The sequence below is a fragment of the Kitasatospora albolonga genome (assembly GCF_039535905.1).
In the GTDB taxonomy this organism is placed as follows: domain Bacteria; phylum Actinomycetota; class Actinomycetes; order Streptomycetales; family Streptomycetaceae; genus Kitasatospora; species Kitasatospora albolonga.
Genome location: NZ_BAAAYB010000099.1, coordinates 23,198 through 44,465, shown reverse-complemented (window position 1 = coordinate 44,465; position 21,268 = coordinate 23,198). Strand labels below are relative to the sequence as shown.

Genomic DNA, 21,268 nt, shown 5'->3' with positions numbered 1-21,268 from the left:
GGGGCGCGGGGAACTGCGCGAGTACGGAAGGCGGACCAGCGCTGGATCGGGGGCACGCGAGCCAGTTGCACGTGCTGCCGTTCCCCTGCGCGCAGTTCCCCGCGCCCCTGGGTCGCTGCAACTGGACCTCGCTCCCCGGCCCGCCCTCTCAGTCGAGGATCTGCCGCCCGTCGCGCTGCGCCGAGCAGGACGCCCGGAAGGAGCAGCGCGCGCAGCCCTCGCTCGCCTTGGGCGTGAAGCGTTCCGAGAGCACCCGCCCCGCCGACTCCGCCAGCAGCCCCTCGATCCACGGCTCCGCCGGCGGCCCCTGGTGCTGCACCTTCGGGGCCTCCGGCTCCTTCTTCGAGGCCTCCGCCCGAAGGTGCACCAGCTCCGCCCCGCCGACCTCCACGGCCTCCCCGAGCCCGGCCACGCCGTCCAGCGCACCGCTGCGCGCCGCGAGCTGATAGACCGCCAGCTGCTTGTGCTCGGGCAGTGACTTGTCCGTCGGCAGGTGCTTGCCGGTCTTGAAGTCGACCACGTAGACCCGCCCCGCCCCGTCCTGCTCGACCCGGTCCATCGACCCCCGGATCCGCACCGAGAGGTCCCCCACCGGCAGCGTCAGGTCGAAGTCCTGCTCGGTGGCCACGGTGACCCGGCCGCGCTCCAGCACGTGCCAGTGCAGGAAGCGCTCCAGGGCGGCCCGCGCCTGCTCCTTCTCCTGCTGCGACTTCCAGGGCGCGTCGAAGGCCAGCGCGTCCCAGACCGTGTCCAGGCGCTCCATCAGTACCGCCAGGTCCGCCGGGGTGCGCCCGGAGCCGACCTCGTCGGCGAGCGCGTGCACCACGTTCCCGAACCCCTGTGCCGCCGTCGTGGTGGACCCCGCCCGGACGTCCTTCTCCAGGAACCACCGCAGGGAGCACCCGTCCAGCTGCTCCAGCCCGCTCCCCGACAGCCGCACCGGCTCGGCCGGATCCCGCAGCGGCTTCGCCGACTCGGTCCGGTCCACCAGGCCCCACCACCGGTCGGGGTGGGCGGCCGGCACCAGCGGCACGCCGTCCTCGTCGGCGGCCGCGGCCAGCACCGCCAGCCGTTCGGCGGCGGCCCGCCGCAGTGCGGGCGGCTGCGCCGGGTCGACCGTGACCGCACGCAGTTCGGCGACCAGCGCCGCGACCGAGAGCGGCCGCTTCGGACGGTGCGTCACCTCCTCCACCGTCACCGGCGGGGTGCGCCGCAGCACCTTCCCGCTCGCCCGGTCGACCTCCTCCCGGTAGAGCTCGCGCAGGAAGCGCGAGGGTTCGTCGCCGTCCTCGCTCGGTGCCTTGACGGCCGTCACCACCAGCCGGTCCTTCGCCCGGGTGACGGCGGTGTAGAAGAGGCGGCGCTCCTCTCCCAGCAGGGCGCCCGGGGAGAGCGGCTCGGCGAGGCCGTCACGGCCGATCCGGTCGGCCTCCAACAGCGAGCCGCGGCGGCGCAGGTCCGGCCAGAGGCCCTCCTGCACCCCGGCCACCACCACCAGCCGCCACTCCAACCCCTTGGAGCGGTGCGCGGTCATCAGCCGGACGGCCTCCGGGCGGACGGCCCGCACGGTCAGGGTGTCGGCGGCGATGTCCTGGGCCTCGAGCTCGGCCAGCAGCTCCAGGGCGCCCCGGTGCCCGGCGGACTGCTCCTCGGCCCGGGCCGCGGTGTCGAACAGCGCGCAGAGCGCGTCCAGGTCGCGGTCCGCGTTCCGTCCCGCCGGGCCGCCGCCCCGGAGCGCGGCCCGCTCCAGGCGCTCCCGCCAGCGGCGCGCGCCGTCCCAGAGCTGCCAGAGCGCCTCCTCGGCGCTGCCGCCCCCGGCCAGCAGTTCGCGCACCTTGCGCAGCAGCATCCCCAGCTCCAGCGCCCGCCGGGCGTAGGAGGGCTCCATCGCCACCAGCCGCTCGGGCTCGGCCAGCGCCTCCCGGATCAGCTCCTCCGCCGACCGCACCACCAGCGGGGTGTCCTCCGACGCTCCGTCAGGACCCCGCAGCGCCTGCCGCTCCTCCTCCCGCAGCGCCCGCCCGAGCCGCCGCAGGTCGGAGCCGTCCAGTCCGCCGAGCGGCCCGGTCAGCAGCGCGTGCGCCTGCTCGGTGTCGCACGCCGCCGCCGGGTGCGCGCAGACCCGCAGGGCGGCGAGCAGCGCGGCCACGGCCGGCTCCTCGCGCAGCGGCAGGTCGTCGCCGTCGATCTCCAGCGGTACACCGGCCGCGCCGAGCGCCCGCCGCACGCCCGGGATGGACCGCGCACCGGCCCGGACCAGCACCGCCATCTCGCCCCAGGGGATCCCGTCCTCCAGGTGGGCGCGGCGCAGCAGGTCGGCGATCGAGTCCAGTTCGGCGCCGGGCGTCGGATAGGTGTACACCTCGACCCGGCCGCCCTCCCGGGACGGCAGCAGCGCCCGGTGCTGGGCCAGCTTGCCGGCGGGCAGCCGCCCCATCGGCATCCGGCCGGTGAGCTCCCGGGCCGCGGCCAGCAGCACGGCGCCGGAGCGGCGGGAGACCCGGAGCACCTTGACCTCGGCCGGGCCGCCGTCGGCCTTGGGGAAGGCGGACGGGAAGTCCAGGATGCCGTTCAGGTCGGCGCCGCGGAACGCGTAGATCGACTGGTCCGGGTCGCCGACCACCACCAAGTCCCTCCCACCGCCCGCGAGTTGCCGCAGCAGACGGACCTGGGAGGGGTCGGTGTCCTGGTACTCGTCCACGAACACCACGTCGTACTTCTCGCGCAGCTCGCCGCCCACCTCCGGACGCTCCGCCAGCAGCACGGCGCGGTGCACCAGTTCGGCGTAGTCCAGCACCCCGCGCAGGTCGAGCACGTCCAGGTACTCGGCCAGGAAGTGCGCGGCGGCGGACCAGTCGGGCCGCTGCACCCCGGCGGCGAAGCGGCTCAGCTCCTCCCCGCCGAGCCCCAGCTCCCGGCTGCGCGCCAGCACCGCGCGGACCTCGTCGGCGAAGCCGCGGGTGGTCAGACAGGCCCTCAGGTCCAGCGGCCAGTCGAACCTGCCCGTCCCGGCCCGGGCGTCCTCCGCCCCGCCGGCCAGCAGCTCACGGACCATCACGTCCTGCTCCGGCCCGGAGAGCAGCCGCAGCGGCTCGGCGTAGGCCTCGGGAGCCTGGTGCGCGCGCAGCAGCGCGTAGCAGAAGGAGTGGAAGGTGGTGGCCTGCGGAGTGGCCGAGCCGTTCCCCAGCCGGGTCGTCATCCGGTCCCGCAGCTCCGCCGCCGCCTTGCGGCTGAAGGTCAGCACCAGGATCCGCTCCGGGTCGGTGCCGCGCTCGATCCGCCGCACCACCGACTCCACCAATGTGGTGGTCTTGCCCGTCCCCGGCCCCGCGAGCACCAGCAGCGGCCCGGCCCCGTGCTCGGCCACCGCCCGCTGGTACTCGTCCAGCACGGGCGCCACCGGCTGCGCCAGTGCGTTGCGGACCAGACGGAACGGAGAAGCCATCCGACGAGCCTAACCGCCGTACGAAGATCGGGGGGCTGGCTCTCGGGCCGGGCCGGATCAGCGGGCGTCGTTGGGGTGCGTGCCTCGGCGCCGCCGAGGAAGGAGTCCATGCGGAGCATCGGCGACTGACGAGAAGGTGGCGAGGTGCGTGCCCCGGCGGCGCCCGCCCGGCCCGGCCCGAGAGCCAGCCCCTCAACCGCCGTCCCAGCGTGCCTTCTTGAGGTCCACCCTCGGCTCGCCGCCGACCAGCTTCAGCGGTGTGCCCTCCACCCGGTACTCCGGCAGCGCCCGGTGCTCGTGGCCCGGCAGCGGACGCCCGTCGGCCCGGATCACCCGCCACCAGGGGACCCCGGCCCCGTAGAGCGCCATCACCCGGCCGACCTGCCGGGGGCCGCCCCGGCCGAGGTACTCGGCCACGTCCCCGTACGTCATCACCCGGCCCGGCGGGATCCGCTCGGTCAGTGCGAGCACCGACTCGACGTACGCCTCGGGCTCATCCGGCGGCTCACGGTTCGTCACTCTGGCATCCTGCCAAACAGCACCGACAGCCGGAGCCCGTCCGGGGGATTCGCCGCGCCCGATGCGGACCCTGTCCCTCGCCGGTGCCCCCGGCATGCCACCATCTGACGGGGCGGTGAGTGGTGATACGAGGACAAGACCAGATGACCGGGACGGCAGACGTGGACGTGGAAGAGGGCCCGACGGAGCCCGCCACCTTCCAGCCGTCCGGCTCTCCCGAGCCGCCGGTGGGCACGACCGAGGGGGAAGAGGGAGTGGCCGAGGAGCCACCGAACGGCGAGCACGTCGCCGTCGACGAGCCGCTGCTCGCGGCCCGGGCACACCGACCGTCCGATCTGCTGAGGTTCCTGGCCGGCGTGCTCGGGATAGTGGCCCTCTTCCTGGTGGCCCGCTTCGCGGTCTCCACCACCTCGGGCCTGGAGACCGACATCTCCAAGAACGCCGAGCACATCCCGAGCTGGCTCACCACCGTCACCGGGCTGGCCGCCAGCATCGCGGTGCTCGCCGTACCGCTCTCCTTCGCGGTGGAGCGGCTGATCAAGCGGGACGGCCTGCGGGTCGCCGACGGCGTGCTGGCCTCGGTGCTGGCCTACGGGGTCTCGCTCGGCGTCGACTGGTGGGTGGCGGCCGGAGCACCGAACGAGGTGCGCAACGCGCTGACCCAGTTCCCGCCCGGTTCGCAGTCGCTGACCGACCCGGTGCACGGCTACCTGGCCCCGGTGATCGCCTACATGACCGCCGTCGGCATGTCGAGCAGACCGCGCTGGCGGGTGGCCCTCTGGTCGGTGGTGCTGCTCAGCGGCCTGACCGAGCTGGCCAGCGGCTACACCACCGTGCTCTCCCTCATCCTGACGGTGCTGATCGGCTGGTCGGTGGCCTACGCCACCCTCTACGCGATCGGTTCGCCGAACATCCGCCCGACCGGCCAGCACCTGCTGATCGGCCTGCGCAAGGTCGGCTTCTCCCCCTCGGTCGCGCACGTCGCCCCGGACGCCCCCGGCGGCACCCGGCGCTACTACGTGGAGCAGCTCTCCGGCCCCCCGCTGGACGTCCACGTGATCGACCGGGAGCAGCAGGCCTCCGGCTTCTTCTACCGCGCCTGGCGCCGCCTCAGGCTCCGCTCGGTGGCCGTCCGGCGCAGCCCGCAGTCGCTCCGCCAGGCCCTCGAACAGGAGGCCCTGATCGCCTACGCGGCCACCGCCTCCGGAGCCCGCGCCCCCCAGCTGGTGGCCACCTCCGAACTCGGCCCGGACGCCGCCATCCTGGTCTACGAGAAGCTGACGGGCCGTCCGCTGGACGAGCTGGTCGACGAGGAGGTCACGGACGAGGCGATGGCCTCGCTCTGGGAGGCCGTCGACGCCCTGCACCAGCGCCGCATCGCGCACCGCCGCCTCACCGGCGAGTCCCTGCTGGTGGTGGACGAGAAGACCGGCTACCTGGTCAACCTCTCGGGCGGCGACATCGCGGCGGGCGACCTCACCCTGCGGATCGACATCGCCCAGCTGCTCACCACCTTCGCCCTGCGGGTCGGCCCCGAGCGCGCGGTGGCCACCGCCAACCGGGTGCTCGGCGCCGACCGGGTGGCCGCCTCGCTCCCGCTGCTCCAGCCCGTCGGCCTGAGCCGCACCACCCGGCTCGACCTTGGCCGGCTGAACAAGGAGCGCAAGTCCACCGCCCAGGCGCTCGCCCTGGAGCAGGTGGCCTCCGGGGAGCGCACCCAGCAGCAGGCCGAGGAGGACATCGCGGTCGCCAGCGAGGACCTGCTCAGCCGGATCCGCGGCCAGATCCTCCAGGTCGTCCCGGAGGCTCCGCTGGCCCCCGAGAAGCTGGAGCGGCTCAAGCCGAAGACCGTCATCACGGTGGTGGCGCTGGCCTTCGCGGCCTACTTCGCGCTGACCGCGATCAAGCCCGAGAAGTTCAACCTGGACCAGATGCACTGGGCCTGGGCGGCCGCGGCACTGGCCGCCGCCGCGCTGAGCTACATCGCGGCCTCGATGAGCCTGACCGGCTTCGTGCTGGAGCGGCTGCCGTTCGCCCGGACCGTGGCGGCCCAGGTGGCCGGCTCCTTCGTGAAGCTGGTCGCGCCCGCCGCCATCGGCGGCATCGCGCTGAACACCCGGTACCTCCAGAAGGCGGGCATCCGCCCGGTCCAGGCGGTGGCCAGCGTCGGCGCCTCCCAGCTGGCGGGCCTGGCCGGGCACCTGCTGCTGCTCTTCACCTTCGGTCTGATCACCGGTCAGCAGCGCGAGGGCGAGTTCGGCGCCTCCCGGGCCCTGATCATCGGCGTGCTGAGCGCCGCGGTGCTCTCGTTGGTGATCGCCGCCGTCGCACCGCTGCGACGCTTCGTGGTGACCAGGGTCCGCGCGCTGTTCTTCGGCGTGGTGCCCCGGATGCTGGACCTGATGCGGACCCCGAGCAAGCTGCTCACCGGCTTCGGCGGCATCCTGCTGCTGACGCTCAGCTTCACCGCCTGCCTGGACGCCTCGATCCGCGCCTTCGGCTACTCGATGAGCTTCTCCGCCGTGGCGGTGGTCTTCCTGACCGCCAACGCGGCCGGGTCGGCGATCCCGACCCCCGGTGGCATCGGCGCGGTCGAGCTGTCGCTCCTCGGCGGGCTGACCCTCGCCGGCGTCCCGCCCACCGTCGCCACCCCGGCCGTCTTCCTCTACCGGGCGCTGACCTTCTGGCTCCCGATCCTCCCCGGCTGGTTCTGCTACAACGTCCTCCAGCGCAAGGACGCGCTCTAGACGGGCTCCGGAGCACCGGGCTCGCGGACACCACGAGGGGCGGGCGGCCAGTGGCCGCCCGCCCCTCGTCCGTACGGTGACGGTCCGTCAGTAGGACGGCTTGTGCGGCTCGATCTGGTTGACCCAGCCGAGGATGCCGCCGCCCAGGTGGACCGCGTCGGAGAAGCCGGCCGACTTGAGGACGGCCAGCACCTCGGCCGAGCGGACGCCCGACTTGCAGTGCAGCACGATCTTCTTGTCCTGCGGCAGGGACTCCAGCGCGTTCCCCATCAGGAACTCGTTCTTCGGGATCAGCGTGGCGCCGGGGATCGAGACGATCTCGTACTCGCCGGGCTCGCGGACGTCGACCAGGAAGATGTCCTCCTCGTCGTCCTGCCACTGCTTGAGCTGCTTCGAGGTGATGGTCGAACCGGCGGCGGCCTCCTGGGCCTCCTCGGAGACCACGCCGCAGAAGACGTCGTAGTCGATCAGCTCGGTGACCGTCGGGTTCTCGCCGCAGACCGCGCAGTTCGGGTCCTTGCGGATCTTGACCTGGCGGTAGTTCATCTCCAGGGCGTCGTAGATCATCAGACGGCCGACCAGCGGCTCGCCGACACCGGCCAGCAGCTTGATCGCCTCGGTCACCTGGATCGAGCCGATCGAGGCGCAGAGCACCCCGAGCACGCCGCCCTCGGCGCAGGACGGGACCATGCCCGGCGGCGGGGCCTCCGGGTAGAGGCAGCGGTAGCACGGGCCGTGCTCGGCCCAGAACACGCTGGCCTGGCCGTCGAAGCGGTAGATCGAGCCCCAGACGTACGGCTTGCCGAGCAGCACCGCGGCGTCGTTCACCAGGTACCGGGTGGCGAAGTTGTCGGTGCCGTCGACGATCAGGTCGTAGCCGGAGAAGATCTCCATCACGTTGTCGTTGTCGAGGCGGTCCTCGTGCAGGATCACGTTGACGTACGGGTTGATCTCCAGCACGGAGTTCTTCGCCGACTCGGCCTTGGAGCGGCCGATGTCCGACTGGCCGTGGATGATCTGCCGCTGGAGGTTCGACTCGTCCACGGTGTCGAACTCGACGATGCCGAGCGTGCCGACGCCGGCGGCGGCCAGGTACATCAGGGCGGGCGAGCCCAGGCCGCCGGCGCCGACACAGAGCACCTTGGCGTTCTTCAGCCGCTTCTGCCCGGCCATCCCGACGTCGGGGATGATCAGGTGGCGGGAGTACCGGCGGACCTCGTCGATGGTGAGCTCGTCGGCCGGCTCGACCAGGGGTGGCAGCGACACAGTGACTCCGATGGTCGTCAGTTCGGGGCTTGGCGGGCCACCGAAGTGGCTCAGCTACGCCAACAGTGTCACTCGACCGAGGTATTCCGAGACAGCAGGTCCGACTGGTGAGACACCCCTCGCCGGATCGTGGGACCACGCCGGATTCCCGCAACACCCCTGGTGGGAGCGGGCGGTGGAGGGTCAGACCCGGCAGGCGGTCTCCAGCCAGATGTCCCCCAGCGACTCCTCCAGCGGCACCTGTGTCCGCCAGCCGAGACGGTCCCGGGCGGTCCTGGCATCGGCCTGCCGCCACTGCACCGGCTCGCCGCCCGGCCGGAACGGCGGGTACTGCGGCGGGTGGTCCCCGGCCGGCCCCGGCTGCCCCGGCAGCGCCGCCGGGCGGGCGTCCTCGCTGATGGAGCCCTCGAACCCGGCCGCCCGCAGCAGCAGCTGCGCACCGTCCCGGGCCCGCACCGCGTGGCCGCTACCGATGTTGATCACTCCGGTGGCCGCCGAGACGGCCGCCGACTGCACGGCCCTGGCGACATCCCGGACGTCCACGAAATCCCGGTATCCGGACAGGTCCGGCATCCGCACCTGCCGCTCGCCCTGCTCCAGCGCCCGGCGCAGCCCCTCCGCCAGCCGCCCGAACAGCGAGGCGGCCGGCGAGCCCGGCCCCACCACGTCGAACACCCGCAGCACCGCCGCGTCCAGCCCGCTGGCCAGCACCAGCTCCGTCCCGGCCAGCTTGGACACCCCGTACGGGCCCGAGGGCCTGGGCTCGGCGTGCTCCGAGATCGGCACCCCGGCGGGCATCGGCCCGTACTCCGCCGCCGATCCGATGTGCACCAGCCTGGCCGGCTCCCGGCTGCGCCGGATCGCCTCGCAGACGGTGGCCACCGCCAGCGTGTTCGACCGGATCAGCATCCGCGAGCTGCCGTAGGTCGCGCCCGCGCAGTTGATCACCACCTGCGGCGCCACCGCGTCCAGGAACCGGGCCAGCGCGCCCGGGCTCCCCGCCGTCAGGTCGAACCGGATGTCGGCCGAATCCCGCCGCCCCAGCACGGTGACCTGGAGGTCCGGTTCGTCCAGCAGACGCTCGGCGACGCGACGGCCGATGAAACCGTCCGCGCCCAACAGCAGCACCCTCATCTGGGGTGTCCTTCCACGAGATCCATTTGCAGAGAACAAGAGGTACGGGCGGGCCCGCCGTCACGGGTCGCGGTGCGCACCGGGGCGGCCCAGCACCAGCCACGCGTACGGCAGCAGCACGGCCGCCACCGGCGCGCAGACCAGCAGCTGGGCGGCCTGGGCGCCGTGCTGAACGGCCGTCAGCACGGCCCCTCCCGCACCGGCCGCCACCAGGCCCGCCAGCCCCGGGGCCGGGTGGCCGCCGCGGAGCAGGACGACCGCCGGGACCAGCACCGCCCCGAGGGCCGCCTGCCCGGCCCACTGCGCACCGCCGGCCCGGTGCAGCGCGCCGTACAACAAACCCCCGTCGCCGGCCGGCTGGGCAGCGGTGAGCAGCACCAGGCCGCCGAAGCCGAGCGCGGCCACGGCCAGGGCGTGCAGCCCGACCGCGACCGGCAGGACGGGCCGCATCAGGGCCCGGAAGTCCGCGATCGTCCGCGCCGCACCGAGGTGCCCCCGGCCCACCTGCCGCAGCCACCCGGCCACCCACTCCACCGCCCCGGCCCCGGCCCCCGCCGCCAGCCCGAACACCACCCCGCCCGGCCCCCCGCCCACCACCGGCACCACCACGGCCAACGCCAACGCCACTCCCCCCGCCAAGACAGCGGCGCGCGGGACACCGGCGGCTGCCCCGGGGGCGCGCGGAGCGTAGGCGGCTGCCCCGGGGGCGCGAGGAACTGCGCGAGGCGGAAGAAGGAGACCCGTGTGCCGGGTACGGCCCCTCACTTGCACGTGGACGTCCGTACCCGGCAGCCCGCTCGGCGTCTCCCGCAGCGCGCAGTTCCCCGCGCCCCCGGGTTGACCGCCTCCGTCGCTGTGACCACCGCCCAGCAGCCCAGCGGGCCGCGTCGCCGCCCAGGCCAGCCACCCGCCGCACAGCACCGCCAACGGCCCCCGCGCCGCAGGCACCACCGCACAGCCCACCGCCAACCCCACCACCGGCAGCCCGTGCCGGACGGCACTGCGCAGCGCCGCCCCGGCCCGCGCCCGCCACGCCCCGCCGGGCACGGCGGCGGCGGCCCGCGGCGGGCGCCGCGGGACCCGGGCGTACAGCTCCTCCGCCAGCGAGAAGACGTCCGCGTGCCGGTACCGGGCCGCCTCTCCCGGCCCGATCCCGGAGTCCTCCAGCGCGGCCGCTATCTCCCACGCGTCCACCGCCTGCTCGCAGGTCCTCCGGTGACGCTCCATCAACTCCCGGACCGGGTCCCCCGTCTCCCCGACCATCAGACCGCTTCCTTCAACGGCTCCACGGCCACGGCCACGGCCACCTCGGCGGCCGCCGTCGCGGCCTCCTCGCCCCCGACCGGCCCCGCCACCCAGTACTCGGCGGGCCGGGCGAACGGCCGCACCTCCGCCCGCGCCCCCTTCTTCTCCACCCCGCCCGCACGCCCCGCCGCCGGGTACGCCGGGAAGCGCGAGACCAGCTCCAGGTAGACCTCGCGGAAGGCGGTCACCACCGGCTCCACCGCGAACCGTTCCTGCGCCCGCAGCCTCCCGGCCAGCCCGAGCCGGGCCCGCCGCTCCGCGTCGCCGAGCAGCGCCAGGCAGGCCGCGGCCAGCGCCGCGGGGTCACGGGGCGGCACCAGCAGCCCCGTCGGCCCGAGCACCTCCCGGGCCACCCCGACCTCGGTGGAGACCACGGCCCGGCCGCTCAGCATGGCGTCGGCGATCAGCCGGGGGCTGCGCTGGGCGAGCGCCGAGAAGACCACCACCTGCCCGGCCCCCCAGGCCTCGGCCGCGCCGCCCTCCGGCCGCCCCTCGAAGGAGACGGCCGCGCCCACCCCGAGCTTCTCCGCTATCCCGCGCAGGTGCGCGAGGTATCCGGGCGCGCCCTCCTCGCCGTACAACCGCAGCCGCGCCCGCGGCAGTTCGGCCCGGACCTTGGCGAAGGCGTGCAGCACCAGCGCGGGGTCGCGCCCGGGCTCCAGCGCCCCGGCCCAGACCAGCACCGGCCGCTCCGGCTCCGGCCCGGCCGCCGGCCGCCCCACCGCCGGGGTGCCCTCGTGCACCACCCGGATCCGGGCCGGGTCGGCCCCGCAGCGCTCCTGCCAGCGCCGGTCGTAGTCGCTCCCGGGGGTGAGCACGGCGGCCTGGCGGTACGTCTCCTCGGTGAGCTGCCGGAAGAAGGCGATCAGCAGCGCCCGCACCGGCCACCGGTACGGCGCCGTGCGCCAGCTCCGGTACTGCTCGCGCAGGTGCAGCCCGTGCTCGGTGACCACGAACGGCACCCCGTGCAGCTGCTTGGCCACCAGGGCGGGCAGCGCCGCCGGGCCACCGCCGACCACGTGGCACAGGTCGGCCCCGCCGAGCCCGTCCTCCCCGGTGCCGTACCAGCGGGCGGCGAGCGGACGCAGGCACTGCTCCAGCAGGTCGGCCGCGACCAGCACGTCCTGGACCTGCGGCTGCCCGGCCGCGGTCTCGGCCCCGGGCGAGCGCCAGACCTGTTCCAGCACCCGCTGGGCCGGCCCGGAGGCCAGGAAGGCGGGCAGCGCGCCGTCCTCCCGGGCGAGCGCCGCCAGCCGATACAGCGCGGGGCCGAAGGAGGCCCGCTCGCCCGGTATCACCAGCGAGCGCACCAGCGCCCGGTAGGCCTGCACGTACGGCCGCCGCCGGTGCAGAGCGGGCCCGCGGCCGCGGGGGCGCCGCCCCCAGATCGGCAGCTCGCTCACCGGCAGCAGCCCGCCCGCGGCCCCGCCGCCCCCGCCCAGCACGTACATCCGGAACTCGTGCTCGGCGAGCCCCTCGGCCAGCCGCCCGCACCAGCCGTCGGCACGGCGTGCGTACGAGTGGGAACTCTCGGTGATCAGGGCAATGCGCACGACGACCTCCAGGGCGCAGCGGTTCGTGTTGACCGGGTGCGGTTACGCGACGACGTCAGCCCACGTACCAGTACTCAGAACCCGCGCGGCTGCTCCGGGACCACCCGGAGGGGCCGCGCTCTCCCCCACACCTGTTCGGTCCGACACCACGAAGGTAGAACGAATCGCTGAGAACGCCGCCGCCCTGGGCGTACGTGCCACCTGAACGAGTGAAACCGCGTGACCTCGCCGCGCCCGGGCCGTTCTGCCGCGCCGCTGACTCCCCGTCAACAGGCCTGCCGACCCCGGGAGATCGCAGGTCAGGCCACCGCCAGCAGCTCCCGCACGGCCCGCGCCACCCGCTCCGGGTGCTCCAGCATCGCCACGTGCCCGGCCTCCGGCAGCACCAGCAGCCGGGCGTCCGCGAAGGCCGCGCAGGCCCTGTGCGCCGAGCGGTACGACACCAGCTTGTCCTTCAGCCCGTACACCAGCAGCACCGGCGCCTTCACCTGCGCCGCCTGCCGCCAGAGCGACTGGTCCCCGCGCTCGGTGTAGGCCGAGACGATCCCGCGCGCCGATCCGGCCAGCACCCCGAGCGCGTACGGCAGCCCGGACCGGCGCCGGTGCTCGGCCACCGCGCGGTCCCACTGCCCGGGCGGGACGGCGTCCGGGTCGCCGTAGACCAGCCCGAGCAGCTGCCGGGTGGCCTGCTCGACGTCGCCGCCCGGACTGCGGGTGCGGCTCAGCAGGGCGGCCACCCCGGGCACCGCGAGCAGGCCGGTCGGCCAGGCGGTGCGCTGCGGGGGCAGCTCGGGCAGGGCCGGCGAGATCAGGGTGAGGCTGCGCACCAGGTCCGGCCGCAGGGCGGCCAGCCGGACGGCGACGGCGCCGCCCAGCGAGTTGCCGAACAGGTGCACCGGCCCGCGCCCGGTGGCCTCCAGGTAGCCGATCACCGCCCGGACGTGGCCGTTGAGCGACAGGTTCCCGTCCTGCGGGGGCATCGACCAGCCGAAGCCGGGCAGGTCCACCGCCTCCACGTCCAGCACGTCGGAGAGCTCGGCCATCAGCTCGGTCCAGTTGTCCCCGGAGCCGCCGAGCCCGTGCACGAAGAGCGCGGCCGGCAGGTCGGCCGACCGCTCGGCGGGCCCGTGCACCGCCAGCACCGCCCCCGGGACCTCCACGGTCCGCCCCGCGCCCGTCCCGTCCGCCACCCGCTGCTCAGTGCTCATGGAGCACGATCGTAGTGAGCGCGCGGGTGCCGGCCCAGCCCCCACGATCACCCCCGCCGCCGTCTCGACCTCTGGACAGCGCAGGTCGGCCCCGTATTGTGGGCTCCCGACAAGGGGTCCGAGGGGTAATTGATCGGCGCCCGCCCGGCGCGGATCCGGTTACCCAAAAGTAGAATCGGACTCCTCTGCAAGCCACGCACGGCACACCGTCCCCGTTCCCGGGCGTGCCGCAGACCGAGAAGTGAGGAGCGCCCGTGTCGGCCGTCCAGGAGGCTCAGGAGCGCCCGCGCGGCGCCCGCCTGCCGCGCAGCGCCCGCCGTGAACAACTGCTCGGTGCCGCGCAGGAGGTGTTCGTCGCCCAGGGCTACCACGCTGCGGCGATGGACGACATCGCCGACCGCGCGGGGGGTCAGCAAGCCCGTCCTCTACCAGCACTTCCCCGGAAAGCTCGAGCTCTACCTGGCGCTGCTCGACAAGCACTGCGACGCCCTGGTCGACGCCACCCGGGACGCGCTCGCCGCCACCACCGACAACAAGCAGCGGGTGGCCGCCACCATGGAGGCGTACTTCAACTACGTCTCCAGCGAGTCCGGCGCCTTCCGCCTGGTCTTCGAGTCCGACCTGACCAACGAGCCCGCCGTGCGCGAGCGGGTCGAGCGGGCCGCCGACGCCAGCGCCACCCTGGTCAGCCAGGTGATCGCGGAGGACACCGACCTCCCCGACGCCGAGTCCAAGCTGCTCGCGGTCGGCGTCTGCGGCCTGGCCCAGATCACCGCGCGCTACTGGCTCTCGCAGAACCTGGAGATCCCGCGCGACGCCGCCGTCAAGCTGGTCGCCAGCCTCGCCTGGCGCGGCCTCAAGGGCTTCCCGATGCACCCGGGCGACCAGGGCCCGGAGTCCGCCGCCGGCTGACCGGAGTCCCGCGGTGATCGCGGGACCTTCGCCGCCGGGCCAGGCAGGTGCTCTATGGTGAAGCCGTAAGACGCGAAGGCCGCGAACGGCGGTTCGAGCGCACGGATGACTGCAAACCCGGAGGGACGGAAGCCGTGGAGGTCAAGATCGGCGTGCAGCACGCGCCCCGAGAGATCGTTCTCGAGAGCTCGCAGACTGCCGATGAGGTCGAGAGCGCGGTCGCCAAGGCGCTGGAGGGCACCACGAAGCTCTTCACGCTGACCGACGAGCAGGGCCGTCGCGTCATCGTCCCGGCCGAGCGCCTGGCGTACGTGGAGATCGGCGAGCCGAGCGTCCGCAAGGTGGGCTTCGGCACCATCTGACGCACCGGCAGCACCTGACGCTGTCTCAGGCGGACGGCCGCCCCTTCACCCGAAGGGGCGGCCGTTCCGCGTCCGGTGCGCGTACCACCCGTCCGCACTGGGTATGGCCCGGGTGGTACCCCCCCGCCCCGGCCCCACACCTGGGAGGCAGCCCGTGGTCCTGCAGTCGATCGCCTTCGCCGTCATCGGACTGGCCGTCGCCGCCGTGGCGCTGACGCTGTTCGTCGACTACTTCCCGAATCCGAGGGCACTGACCGTCTGCACCGCGGTGGTCTCGGCCCTGATCGGCGGGGTGGTCTCCGGCTACGCCCTCGACCACCGGCTGCCCGGCCTGGCCCTGCTCTTCTCGGCGGTCAGCTCGGCGCTGCTGCTCTCGGTGCTGGCCCGCCCGGACCGGGCGGGCGGGCACGGCCGCCACCGGCACGCCTGAGGGCCCGGGGGCCGTCTCCTAGGAGGCCAGCCCCATCGCGGCCATCCGCTTGGTGTGCGCCTCGGTGATCCGGTTGAACATCTTGCCGACCTCGACCAGGTCGAAGCCCTGCACCTCGGCGCCGCCGACCAGCAGGTTGGAGAGCGCGTCCCGCTCCGCCACCACCCGCTGGGCCTGGCTGAGCGCCTCGCCCATCAGCCGCCGGCCCCAGAGCGCCAGCCGGCCGCCGACCCGCGGGTCCTCCTCGATCGCCTGCCGCACCCGGTCCACCGCGAACTGGGCGTGCCCGGTGTCGGCGGAGACGCTGAGCACCAGGTCCCGGGTGTCGTCGTCCAGCCGGACGGCCACCTCGCGGTAGAAGTCGGTCGCGATCGCGTCGCCGACGTACGCCTTGACCAGGCCCTCCAGCCAGTCCGAGGGCGCGGTCATCCGGTGGAAGTTCTCCAGCGGCTCGACGAACGGGGTCATCACCTCGGTCGGGTCGGCCCCGACCTCGACCAGCCGGTCGTGCAGCTGCTGGTAGTGGTGGTACTCGTTGGAGGCCATCTTGGCCAGCGCGGCCTTGTCCACCAGCCCGGGCGCGAACTTGGCGTCCTCGGCCAGCCGCTCGAAGGCGCTCAGCTCGCCGTAGGCGAGCGCGCCGAGCAGGTCCAGCACCGCAGCCCGGTACCCCGGGTCGGCGGCCCTGGCCTCCCAGCCGCCGATGGAGGCGGGAGCGTCGGAAGTGACGGGAGTGACGGAAGCGTCCAGCGGGGTGCCGTCGTCGGCGGCCTGAGTCTCCATTCCCGCCACCCTAGTGCCTCCCCCTCGGCAGGCCAGGTCGGCACGGAGTAGGGCACGTCACGTGTTCGAGTCGTCGCCTGACTGTATGGTGGTAGTGAGGCCCGATGTATCCGGGCGGCACATGACGGTGCCGCGCAGGACACCGGGCGTTCACGTACGCGGATGCCCGGTCGGAGAGCCGATCGGCTCCGACCATGGCCCGGACTTCGGGCCCTGGCACCGCATCAGTGGCCGAGCGAGGGCCGCCGCGGACCGCGCCTCCCCCCGGCGCAAGGTCCCGCGCCGCGCCCCTCAAGGGAATCCTCCCCGACGCCGCCGCACCCCGCGCCCGGAACCGGGCCGCTCGGGTCGGCAGGGCACAGGGGCCGGCGCGGTTGTGCGACCTCGTGACGACGGGACGGGCTGCGACGCGGCCCGCGACCGGGCACGGGGCTGCCACGCCGCCTCTCTCGCTCTCGGCCCACCCACATGGAAGAGGCAGCACCCTGTCCACCACCGCTGAACCCACCAAGACCACCTTCCGGGACCTGGGCATCCTGGCCGAGACCGCCGAGGCCCTGGAGGCCGTCGGGATCGTCCACCCCTTCCCGATCCAGGAGATGACCCTGCCGGTCGCGCTGACCGGCCACGACGTCATCGGCCAGGCGAAGACCGGCACCGGCAAGACCCTCGGCTTCGGCCTCCCGCTGATCGAGCGGGTCGTCGTCAAGGCCGACGTGGAGGCCGGCCGGGGCCACCGCCGACCAGCTCTCCGACAGCCCGCAGGCGCTCATCGTGGTGCCCACCCGCGAGCTCTGCACCCAGGTCACCAACGACCTGCAGACCGCGGGCAAGGTCCGCGGCGTCCGGGTCCTCGCCATCTACGGCGGCCGGGCCTACGAGCCGCAGGTCGAGGCCCTCAAGAAGGGCGTCGACATCATCGTCGGCACCCCGGGCCGTCTGCTCGACCTGGCCGGCCAGCGCAAGCTGGACCTCTCCAAGGTCCGCGCGCTGGTCCTCGACGAGGCCGACGAGATGCTCGACCTCGGCTTCCTGCCGGACGTCGAGAAGATCATCACCATGCTGCCGGCCAAGCGGCAGACCCTGCTCTTCTCGGCCACCATGCCCGGCCAGGTCATTTCGCTGGCCCGCCGGTACATGAGCCAGCCGACCCACATCCGGGCCACCGCCCCGGACGACACCGGCACCACCGTGGCCAACATCGAGCAGCACGTCTTCCGTGCCCACTCGCTCGACAAGGTCGAGATGGTCGCCCGCATCCTCCAGGCCGACGGCCGGGGCCTGGCGATGATCTTCTGCCGCACCAAGCGCACCGCCGCCGACGTGGCCGACCAGCTGACCCAGCGCGGCTTCGCGGCCGGCGCTGTCCACGGCGACCTCGGCCAGGGCGCCCGCGAGCAGGCGCTGCGCGCCTTCCGCTCCGGCAAGGTCGACGTCCTGGTCTGCACCGACGTCGCCGCCCGCGGCATCGACGTCGAGGGCGTCACGCACGTCATCAACTACCAGTGCACCGAGGACGAGAAGACCTACCTGCACCGGATCGGCCGCACCGGCCGCGCCGGCGCCTCGGGCACCGCCGTCACCCTGGTCGACTGGGACGACATCCCGCGCTGGCAGCTCATCAACAAGGCGCTGGACCTGCCGTTCACCGACCCGGAGGAGACCTACTCCACCTCGCCGCACCTCTACGAGCTGCTCAAGATCGCGCCCGGCACCACCGGTGTCCTGCCGCGCTCCGAGCGAACCCGGGCCGGTCTGAAGGCGGAGGAGATCGAGGACCTCGGCGAGACCGGCGGCCGCGGCTCCCGCACCCGCGGCGGCCGTCGCGGCGCCCCCGCCACCGAGGCCGCCCCGGCCGCCGAGAAGCCGGCCCGCAAGCCGCGTGAGCGCCGCCGCACCCGCGGTGGCGTCGGCGCCGACGGCCAGCCCGTCGCCGAGGCCGCCCCGGTCATCCCGGCCCAGGCCGGCGAGGCCACCCCGGAGGTCGAGGGCGACGCCCCCAAGCGCCGCCGTCGCCGCCCGCGCGCGGCCGCCACCACCGAGGCCGTCGCCGAGGCCCCCGTCACCGAGGCCGCCCCGGCGGCCGAGGGCGAGGCCCCCAAGCGCCGCACCCGCACGCGCACCCGCCGCACCACCACCGAGGCCCCGGCCGCGGAGTAACAGGCCGCCGGAGGCGGCCAGGGGCGCGGGGAACTGCGCGCATCGGAAGACAACGACCCGTGTGCCGGGTACGGACAGCCACCTGCAAGTGAGCCTCCGTACCCGGCACACGGGTCTTTCCCTCCCGCCTCGCGCAGTTCCCCGCGCCCGGGGTAACCACCACCGCGCGCCCACGCGGCGCAGCCGCACATCAGCAGAGCCCCGCGCCCCTGGGTCGCTGCCCTACCGGGCAAGTCCCTTGGCCTACGCTCTGCGAGGTGAGCACTCCCCCGTTCCTGAAGCTGCCCGTCTGCGCCGGTGCCGTCCGGCTGGCCACCTCCCGGGGGAGCTTCGCCGCCTTCGTGGGGGAACCGGCCGGGCCGGTCCGCGGCACCGCCCTGCTGGTCCCGGGCTTCACCGGCAGCAAGGAGGACTTCATCGCCCTCCTGGAGCCGCTCGCCGAGCGCGGCTACCGCACCGTGGCGGTGGACCAGCGCGGCCAGTACGAGTCCGAGGGCCCGGCCGACACCGCCGCCTACGCGATCGGCGAGCTGGCACTCGACGTGCTGGCCCTGACCGCCGCGCTGCCCACCGACGCCCCGCTCCACCTGCTGGGCCACTCCTTCGGCGGTCAGGTCTCCCGCGAGGCGGTCCTGCGGGCGGACCCGCAGGCCCTCCCGTGGAGCTCGCTCACCCTGCTCTCCACCGGCCCCGGCGCGATCGACCCGCCGGAGGCGGCCCGCACCGGGCTGCTCGTCGACGCGCTGGCGGGCGGCCTGTCCCTCGACGAGATCTGGCTGCTGATGCAGGAGATGGACAAGGAGAAGGAGAAGCCCGCCCTCGACCCCGAGATCGCCGGCTTCCTGCACCGCCGCTGGGTGGCCAACCGCCCGGAGGCGCTGATCGCGATGGGCGGCCACCTGGTCGCCGCACCGGACCGGGTGGCGGAGCTGGCCGCCGCCGGGCTGCCGGCCCAGGTGGTCTCCGGCGAGCGGGACTACGCCTGGCCGGTCGAGGAGCAGATCGCGATGGCCGCCCGCCTGGGCGTCCCGCACACCACCGTCCCCGGCGCGCTGCACTCCCCCAACGCGGAGCAGCCCGCCGCGACCGCCGCGGTACTCGCCGGTTTCTGGGACCTGACCTGACGGAATGAGCCCGCGCCGAGGACGGCGCGGGCTCAGCACGGGCACCATTTCTTTAGTTCAGGTAATATTTGATTCTGTCCGGGAATCACCGAGCCCGGCGCCCGGTTGTAGCCCTCGAAGCACACCGGCGCCGATGCGCCGAAACCGGGACTTAACGGGCGGGCAACCGCCCGGATTCAGCAGTGCGAGACCGTACGTAGCAGGACAGCACCACACCCGGACGACGAAGACCGAGCTGTCACAACGGCCCCACCCCGCGTGGGGCAGCGAAGGGAGCGACCCATGCGTTTCGAGATCCTCCGCCTGGACGACATCCAGGGCGCCGCCACCGACCGCCTGATCGCCGACGCGGACACCGTCCGCGAGTACGTGGAGCGCGCCGCCCGCACCGGCGAGCGCATCTACATCCGCCCGTGCAAGACGGCCTGACCGGCGCAGGGCCGGCCGACGCCGGATCCGACGCCCCGAGAGCAGCCGACGCCCCGCTCACCCCCACGGGTGACGGGGCGTCAGTGCGTCCGCGGACGGCCCCGGCGGGCCCGTCCGCACCGCCGGCCGCGCGGCCGGACGGGGCCCGCGCACGTTTGCCGGGCCCCTCGGCGGGACATCCCCCAACGGGGCAGCCCACCACCCCCCGGCGGAGCGGCACTCCATCCGGGTGATCGTCCTTGACGCGGCGCTCCGGGAGGAGGACCGTTGTCCGTCATGAGGGGCGAGCCAAGCTGCCCGAGGTGTGGCGCCCGGGTCCGCGCACCCGGTCTCTTCTCCGACACCTGGCAGTGTGACCAGCACGGCGCGGTCCATCCGATGCAGCCCGTGCTGCCGCCGAGCGTGGAGGCCCTGGGGGTCGCCGTCGCCCGTTCGCAGGTGCCCGTCTGGCTGCCCTGGCCGCTGCCGGTCGGCTGGCTGTTCACCGGGATCGCGCACGCGGGTGACGACGTGTCGGGTGCCCGTGCCACCGCCGTGGCCTGCTCCGGCCCTGCCCCGCTCGGCGGCTTCGGCGAGCTGGTGCTGGTCGCCGAGGAGCTGGGCGTCGGCCTCGGTGCCCGGTACGCGGGGCTGCCCGGGCCCGATCCGGGCGATTCGGTCTCGCTCTACAAGCCCGCCGACGCCAAGCTGACCGCGGCCGGCCGGCCCACCCCGATGTTCCACGTGCCGAACGCGCCGGACGACCGCGCGGTGTACGTCGGCGAGGCGCGCGGGCTCTGGCTCTGGGCGATCGCCTGGCCCGAGCAGTCGGCGCTGATGATGCACGACGAGCTGGTGCTCACCGACCTGCGGGACGCCGGCGCCGAGCTCGGCCTGCTGCCCTGCGGGGCGCCCTCCCCGCGGCTGCTGGGGTAGCCCGCGGCACCCGGGAGACGGCAGGTCGTAGGCTGAGCGCCCACGGCCCCCGGACCCGAGGAGCGATCACCCCGTGCGCATCGACCTGCACGCCCACAGCAACGCCTCCGACGGCACCGACTCCCCCGCCGAGCTGGTCGCGGCCGCGGTGGCGGCCGGGCTGGACGTGGTGGCGCTGACCGACCACGACACGGTGGCCGGGCACGCCGAGGCGGCGGAGGCGGTGCGCCGCAGCGGGGCGGGGCTGACGCTGGTGCCCGGGGCGGAGCTGTCCTGCCGGACCGGCGGGATCTCGATGCACCTGCTGGCCTACCTCTTCGACCCGGCCGAGCCGGAGTTCGCGTCCGAGCGCGAGCTGGTCCGCACCGACCGGTTCCGCCGGGGCCGGGCGGTGGTGGAGAAGTGCGTGGAGCTCGGGGCGCCGATCAGCTGGGAGCAGGTGGAGCGGATCGCCGGGACCGGCAGCGTCGGGCGCCCGCACATCGCCAGCGCGCTGGTCGAGGCCGGGGTGGTGCCGGACGTCTCGGCGGCCTTCACCGCCGACTGGCTGGCCAACGGCGGCCGGGCCGACGTGCCCAAGCACGAGACCGACCCGGTGACGGCCGTCCGGCTGGTCCGGGCGGCCGGCGGGGTGCCGGTCTTCGCCCACCCCGGCGCGGTGAAGCGCGGCCGGACGGTCTCGGACGACACGATCCGGGAGCTGGCCGCGGCGGGCCTCGGCGGCCTGGAGGTCGACCACATGGACCACGACCCGGAGTCCCGGGACCGGCTGCGCGCCCTGGCCGCGGAGCTGGGCCTGCTGGCCACCGGCTCCAGCGACTACCACGGCACCCGCAAGACCGTCCGGCTCGGCGAGCACACCACCGACCCGGCGGTCTACGAGGCCCTGCTGGCCCAGGCCACCGGAGCCGCCCCGATCACCGGCTGACCTCGCGTCAGGGCCGGCCCCCGCCGCGCCCCCTGACCTCGCGCCACG

General features: G+C 74.5%; 15 protein-coding genes and 2 pseudogenes. 9 read left to right on the top strand and 8 right to left on the bottom strand.

Annotated features, from left to right (window positions below; translation table 11 throughout):
• Nucleotides 1-148: 148 nt before the first annotated feature.
• Both ABD946_RS25335 and ABD946_RS25330 read right to left on the bottom strand, forming a co-directional pair.
• Entirely contained in the window at nt 149-3,445 is a 3,297-nt protein-coding gene (locus ABD946_RS25335) for an ATP-dependent helicase (protein WP_345287342.1), read from the bottom strand.
• A 192-nt stretch (nt 3,446-3,637) separates the two neighbouring features.
• Nucleotides 3,638-3,964 carry an MGMT family protein gene (locus ABD946_RS25330; protein WP_345287340.1) on the bottom strand — a complete coding sequence of 109 codons (327 nt, stop codon included), beginning with the start codon at nt 3,962-3,964 and terminating at the stop codon, nt 3,638-3,640.
• Nucleotides 3,965-4,107: 143 nt separating this feature from the next.
• Here ABD946_RS25330 and ABD946_RS25325 point away from each other — a divergent pair, with 143 nt between their 5' ends.
• Nucleotides 4,108-6,711 carry a lysylphosphatidylglycerol synthase domain-containing protein gene (locus tag ABD946_RS25325; protein ID WP_345287338.1) on the top strand — a complete coding sequence of 868 codons (2,604 nt, stop codon included), beginning with the start codon at nt 4,108-4,110 and terminating at the stop codon, nt 6,709-6,711.
• Nucleotides 6,712-6,798: 87 nt separating this feature from the next.
• On the opposite strand, the gene moeZ is transcribed toward ABD946_RS25325, so the two are convergent.
• From moeZ to ABD946_RS25300, 5 genes are all read right to left on the bottom strand, one after another.
• Complete coding sequence (gene moeZ, locus ABD946_RS25320) at nt 6,799-7,977, bottom strand: adenylyltransferase/sulfurtransferase MoeZ (protein ID WP_345287337.1); 1,179 nt, start codon at nt 7,975-7,977, stop codon at nt 6,799-6,801.
• Between the two features lie 183 nt (nt 7,978-8,160).
• Nucleotides 8,161-9,111, bottom strand: a complete 951-nt coding sequence (locus ABD946_RS25315) for an NAD-dependent epimerase/dehydratase family protein (protein WP_345287335.1) — start codon at nt 9,109-9,111, stop codon at nt 8,161-8,163.
• Nucleotides 9,112-9,171: 60 nt separating this feature from the next.
• A complete protein-coding gene (locus ABD946_RS25310; protein ID WP_345287333.1) occupies nt 9,172-10,374 on the bottom strand; it encodes a hypothetical protein in 1,203 nt (400 codons plus the stop codon).
• Nucleotides 10,374-11,969 (bottom strand): DUF3492 domain-containing protein, encoded by a 1,596-nt coding sequence (locus tag ABD946_RS25305; RefSeq protein WP_345287331.1) that lies wholly within the window; start codon nt 11,967-11,969, stop codon nt 10,374-10,376. Before ABD946_RS25305 ends, ABD946_RS25310 begins: the two co-directional genes overlap by 1 nt.
• 299 nt (nt 11,970-12,268) lie before the next feature.
• A complete protein-coding gene (locus tag ABD946_RS25300; RefSeq protein WP_345287329.1) occupies nt 12,269-13,177 on the bottom strand; it encodes an alpha/beta fold hydrolase in 909 nt (302 codons plus the stop codon).
• Between the two features lie 254 nt (nt 13,178-13,431).
• Here ABD946_RS25300 and ABD946_RS25295 point away from each other — a divergent pair.
• From ABD946_RS25295 to ABD946_RS25285, 3 genes and pseudogenes are all read left to right on the top strand, one after another.
• Nucleotides 13,432-14,089 (top strand): annotated as a pseudogene (locus ABD946_RS25295) (TetR/AcrR family transcriptional regulator).
• Nucleotides 14,090-14,223: 134 nt separating this feature from the next.
• Nucleotides 14,224-14,451, top strand: a complete 228-nt coding sequence (locus tag ABD946_RS25290) for a DUF3107 domain-containing protein (protein ID WP_345287327.1) — start codon at nt 14,224-14,226, stop codon at nt 14,449-14,451.
• Nucleotides 14,452-14,605: 154 nt separating this feature from the next.
• Nucleotides 14,606-14,881 carry a hypothetical protein gene (locus ABD946_RS25285; protein WP_345287325.1) on the top strand — a complete coding sequence of 92 codons (276 nt, stop codon included), beginning with the start codon at nt 14,606-14,608 and terminating at the stop codon, nt 14,879-14,881.
• 18 nt (nt 14,882-14,899) lie between these two features.
• Here the strand turns inward: ABD946_RS25285 and ABD946_RS25280 are convergent, their stop codons facing one another.
• Nucleotides 14,900-15,664 carry a ferritin-like fold-containing protein gene (locus ABD946_RS25280; RefSeq protein ID WP_345287323.1) on the bottom strand — a complete coding sequence of 255 codons (765 nt, stop codon included), beginning with the start codon at nt 15,662-15,664 and terminating at the stop codon, nt 14,900-14,902.
• A gap of 599 nt (nt 15,665-16,263) precedes the next feature.
• Between ABD946_RS25280 and ABD946_RS25275 the strand changes: the two are divergent.
• The 5 genes and pseudogenes from ABD946_RS25275 (at nt 16,264) to ABD946_RS25255 (ending at nt 21,220) form a co-directional block, all read left to right on the top strand.
• A pseudogene (locus tag ABD946_RS25275) lies at nt 16,264-17,824 on the top strand (DEAD/DEAH box helicase).
• A gap of 257 nt (nt 17,825-18,081) precedes the next feature.
• Nucleotides 18,082-18,948, top strand: coding sequence for an alpha/beta fold hydrolase (locus ABD946_RS25270; protein WP_345287321.1), 867 nt, complete (start codon nt 18,082-18,084; stop codon nt 18,946-18,948).
• 282 nt (nt 18,949-19,230) lie between these two features.
• Nucleotides 19,231-19,377 carry a hypothetical protein gene (locus ABD946_RS25265; RefSeq protein WP_345287319.1) on the top strand — a complete coding sequence of 49 codons (147 nt, stop codon included), beginning with the start codon at nt 19,231-19,233 and terminating at the stop codon, nt 19,375-19,377.
• 276 nt (nt 19,378-19,653) lie between these two features.
• The gene (locus tag ABD946_RS25260) at nt 19,654-20,292 is read left to right on the top strand and encodes a DUF6758 family protein (protein WP_345287420.1); all 639 of its coding nucleotides are present in this window, start codon (nt 19,654-19,656) and stop codon (nt 20,290-20,292) included.
• 73 nt (nt 20,293-20,365) lie between these two features.
• On the top strand, nt 20,366-21,220 hold the full coding sequence (locus ABD946_RS25255) for a PHP domain-containing protein (protein WP_345287317.1): 855 nt from the start codon (nt 20,366-20,368) through the stop codon (nt 21,218-21,220).
• Nucleotides 21,221-21,268: the final 48 nt, after the last annotated feature.

Bases quoted from the DNA above. Each gene is read 5' to 3' on its own strand.
- ABD946_RS25335 (WP_345287342.1), bottom strand. From the start codon at position 3,445: ATGGCTTCTCCGTTCCGTCTGGTCCGCAACGCACTGGCGCAGCCGGTG.
- ABD946_RS25325 (WP_345287338.1), top strand. From the start codon at position 4,108: ATGACCGGGACGGCAGACGTGGACGTGGAAGAGGGCCCGACGGAGCCC.
- ABD946_RS25315 (WP_345287335.1), bottom strand. From the start codon at position 9,111: ATGAGGGTGCTGCTGTTGGGCGCGGACGGTTTCATCGGCCGTCGCGTC.
- ABD946_RS25310 (WP_345287333.1), bottom strand. From the start codon at position 10,374: ATGGTCGGGGAGACGGGGGACCCGGTCCGGGAGTTGATGGAGCGTCAC.
- ABD946_RS25300 (WP_345287329.1), bottom strand. From the start codon at position 13,177: ATGAGCACTGAGCAGCGGGTGGCGGACGGGACGGGCGCGGGGCGGACC.
- ABD946_RS25280 (WP_345287323.1), bottom strand. From the start codon at position 15,664: ATGGAGACTCAGGCCGCCGACGACGGCACCCCGCTGGACGCTTCCGTC.
- ABD946_RS25265 (WP_345287319.1), top strand. From the start codon at position 19,231: ATGCGTTTCGAGATCCTCCGCCTGGACGACATCCAGGGCGCCGCCACC.
- ABD946_RS25260 (WP_345287420.1), top strand. From the start codon at position 19,654: ATGAGGGGCGAGCCAAGCTGCCCGAGGTGTGGCGCCCGGGTCCGCGCA.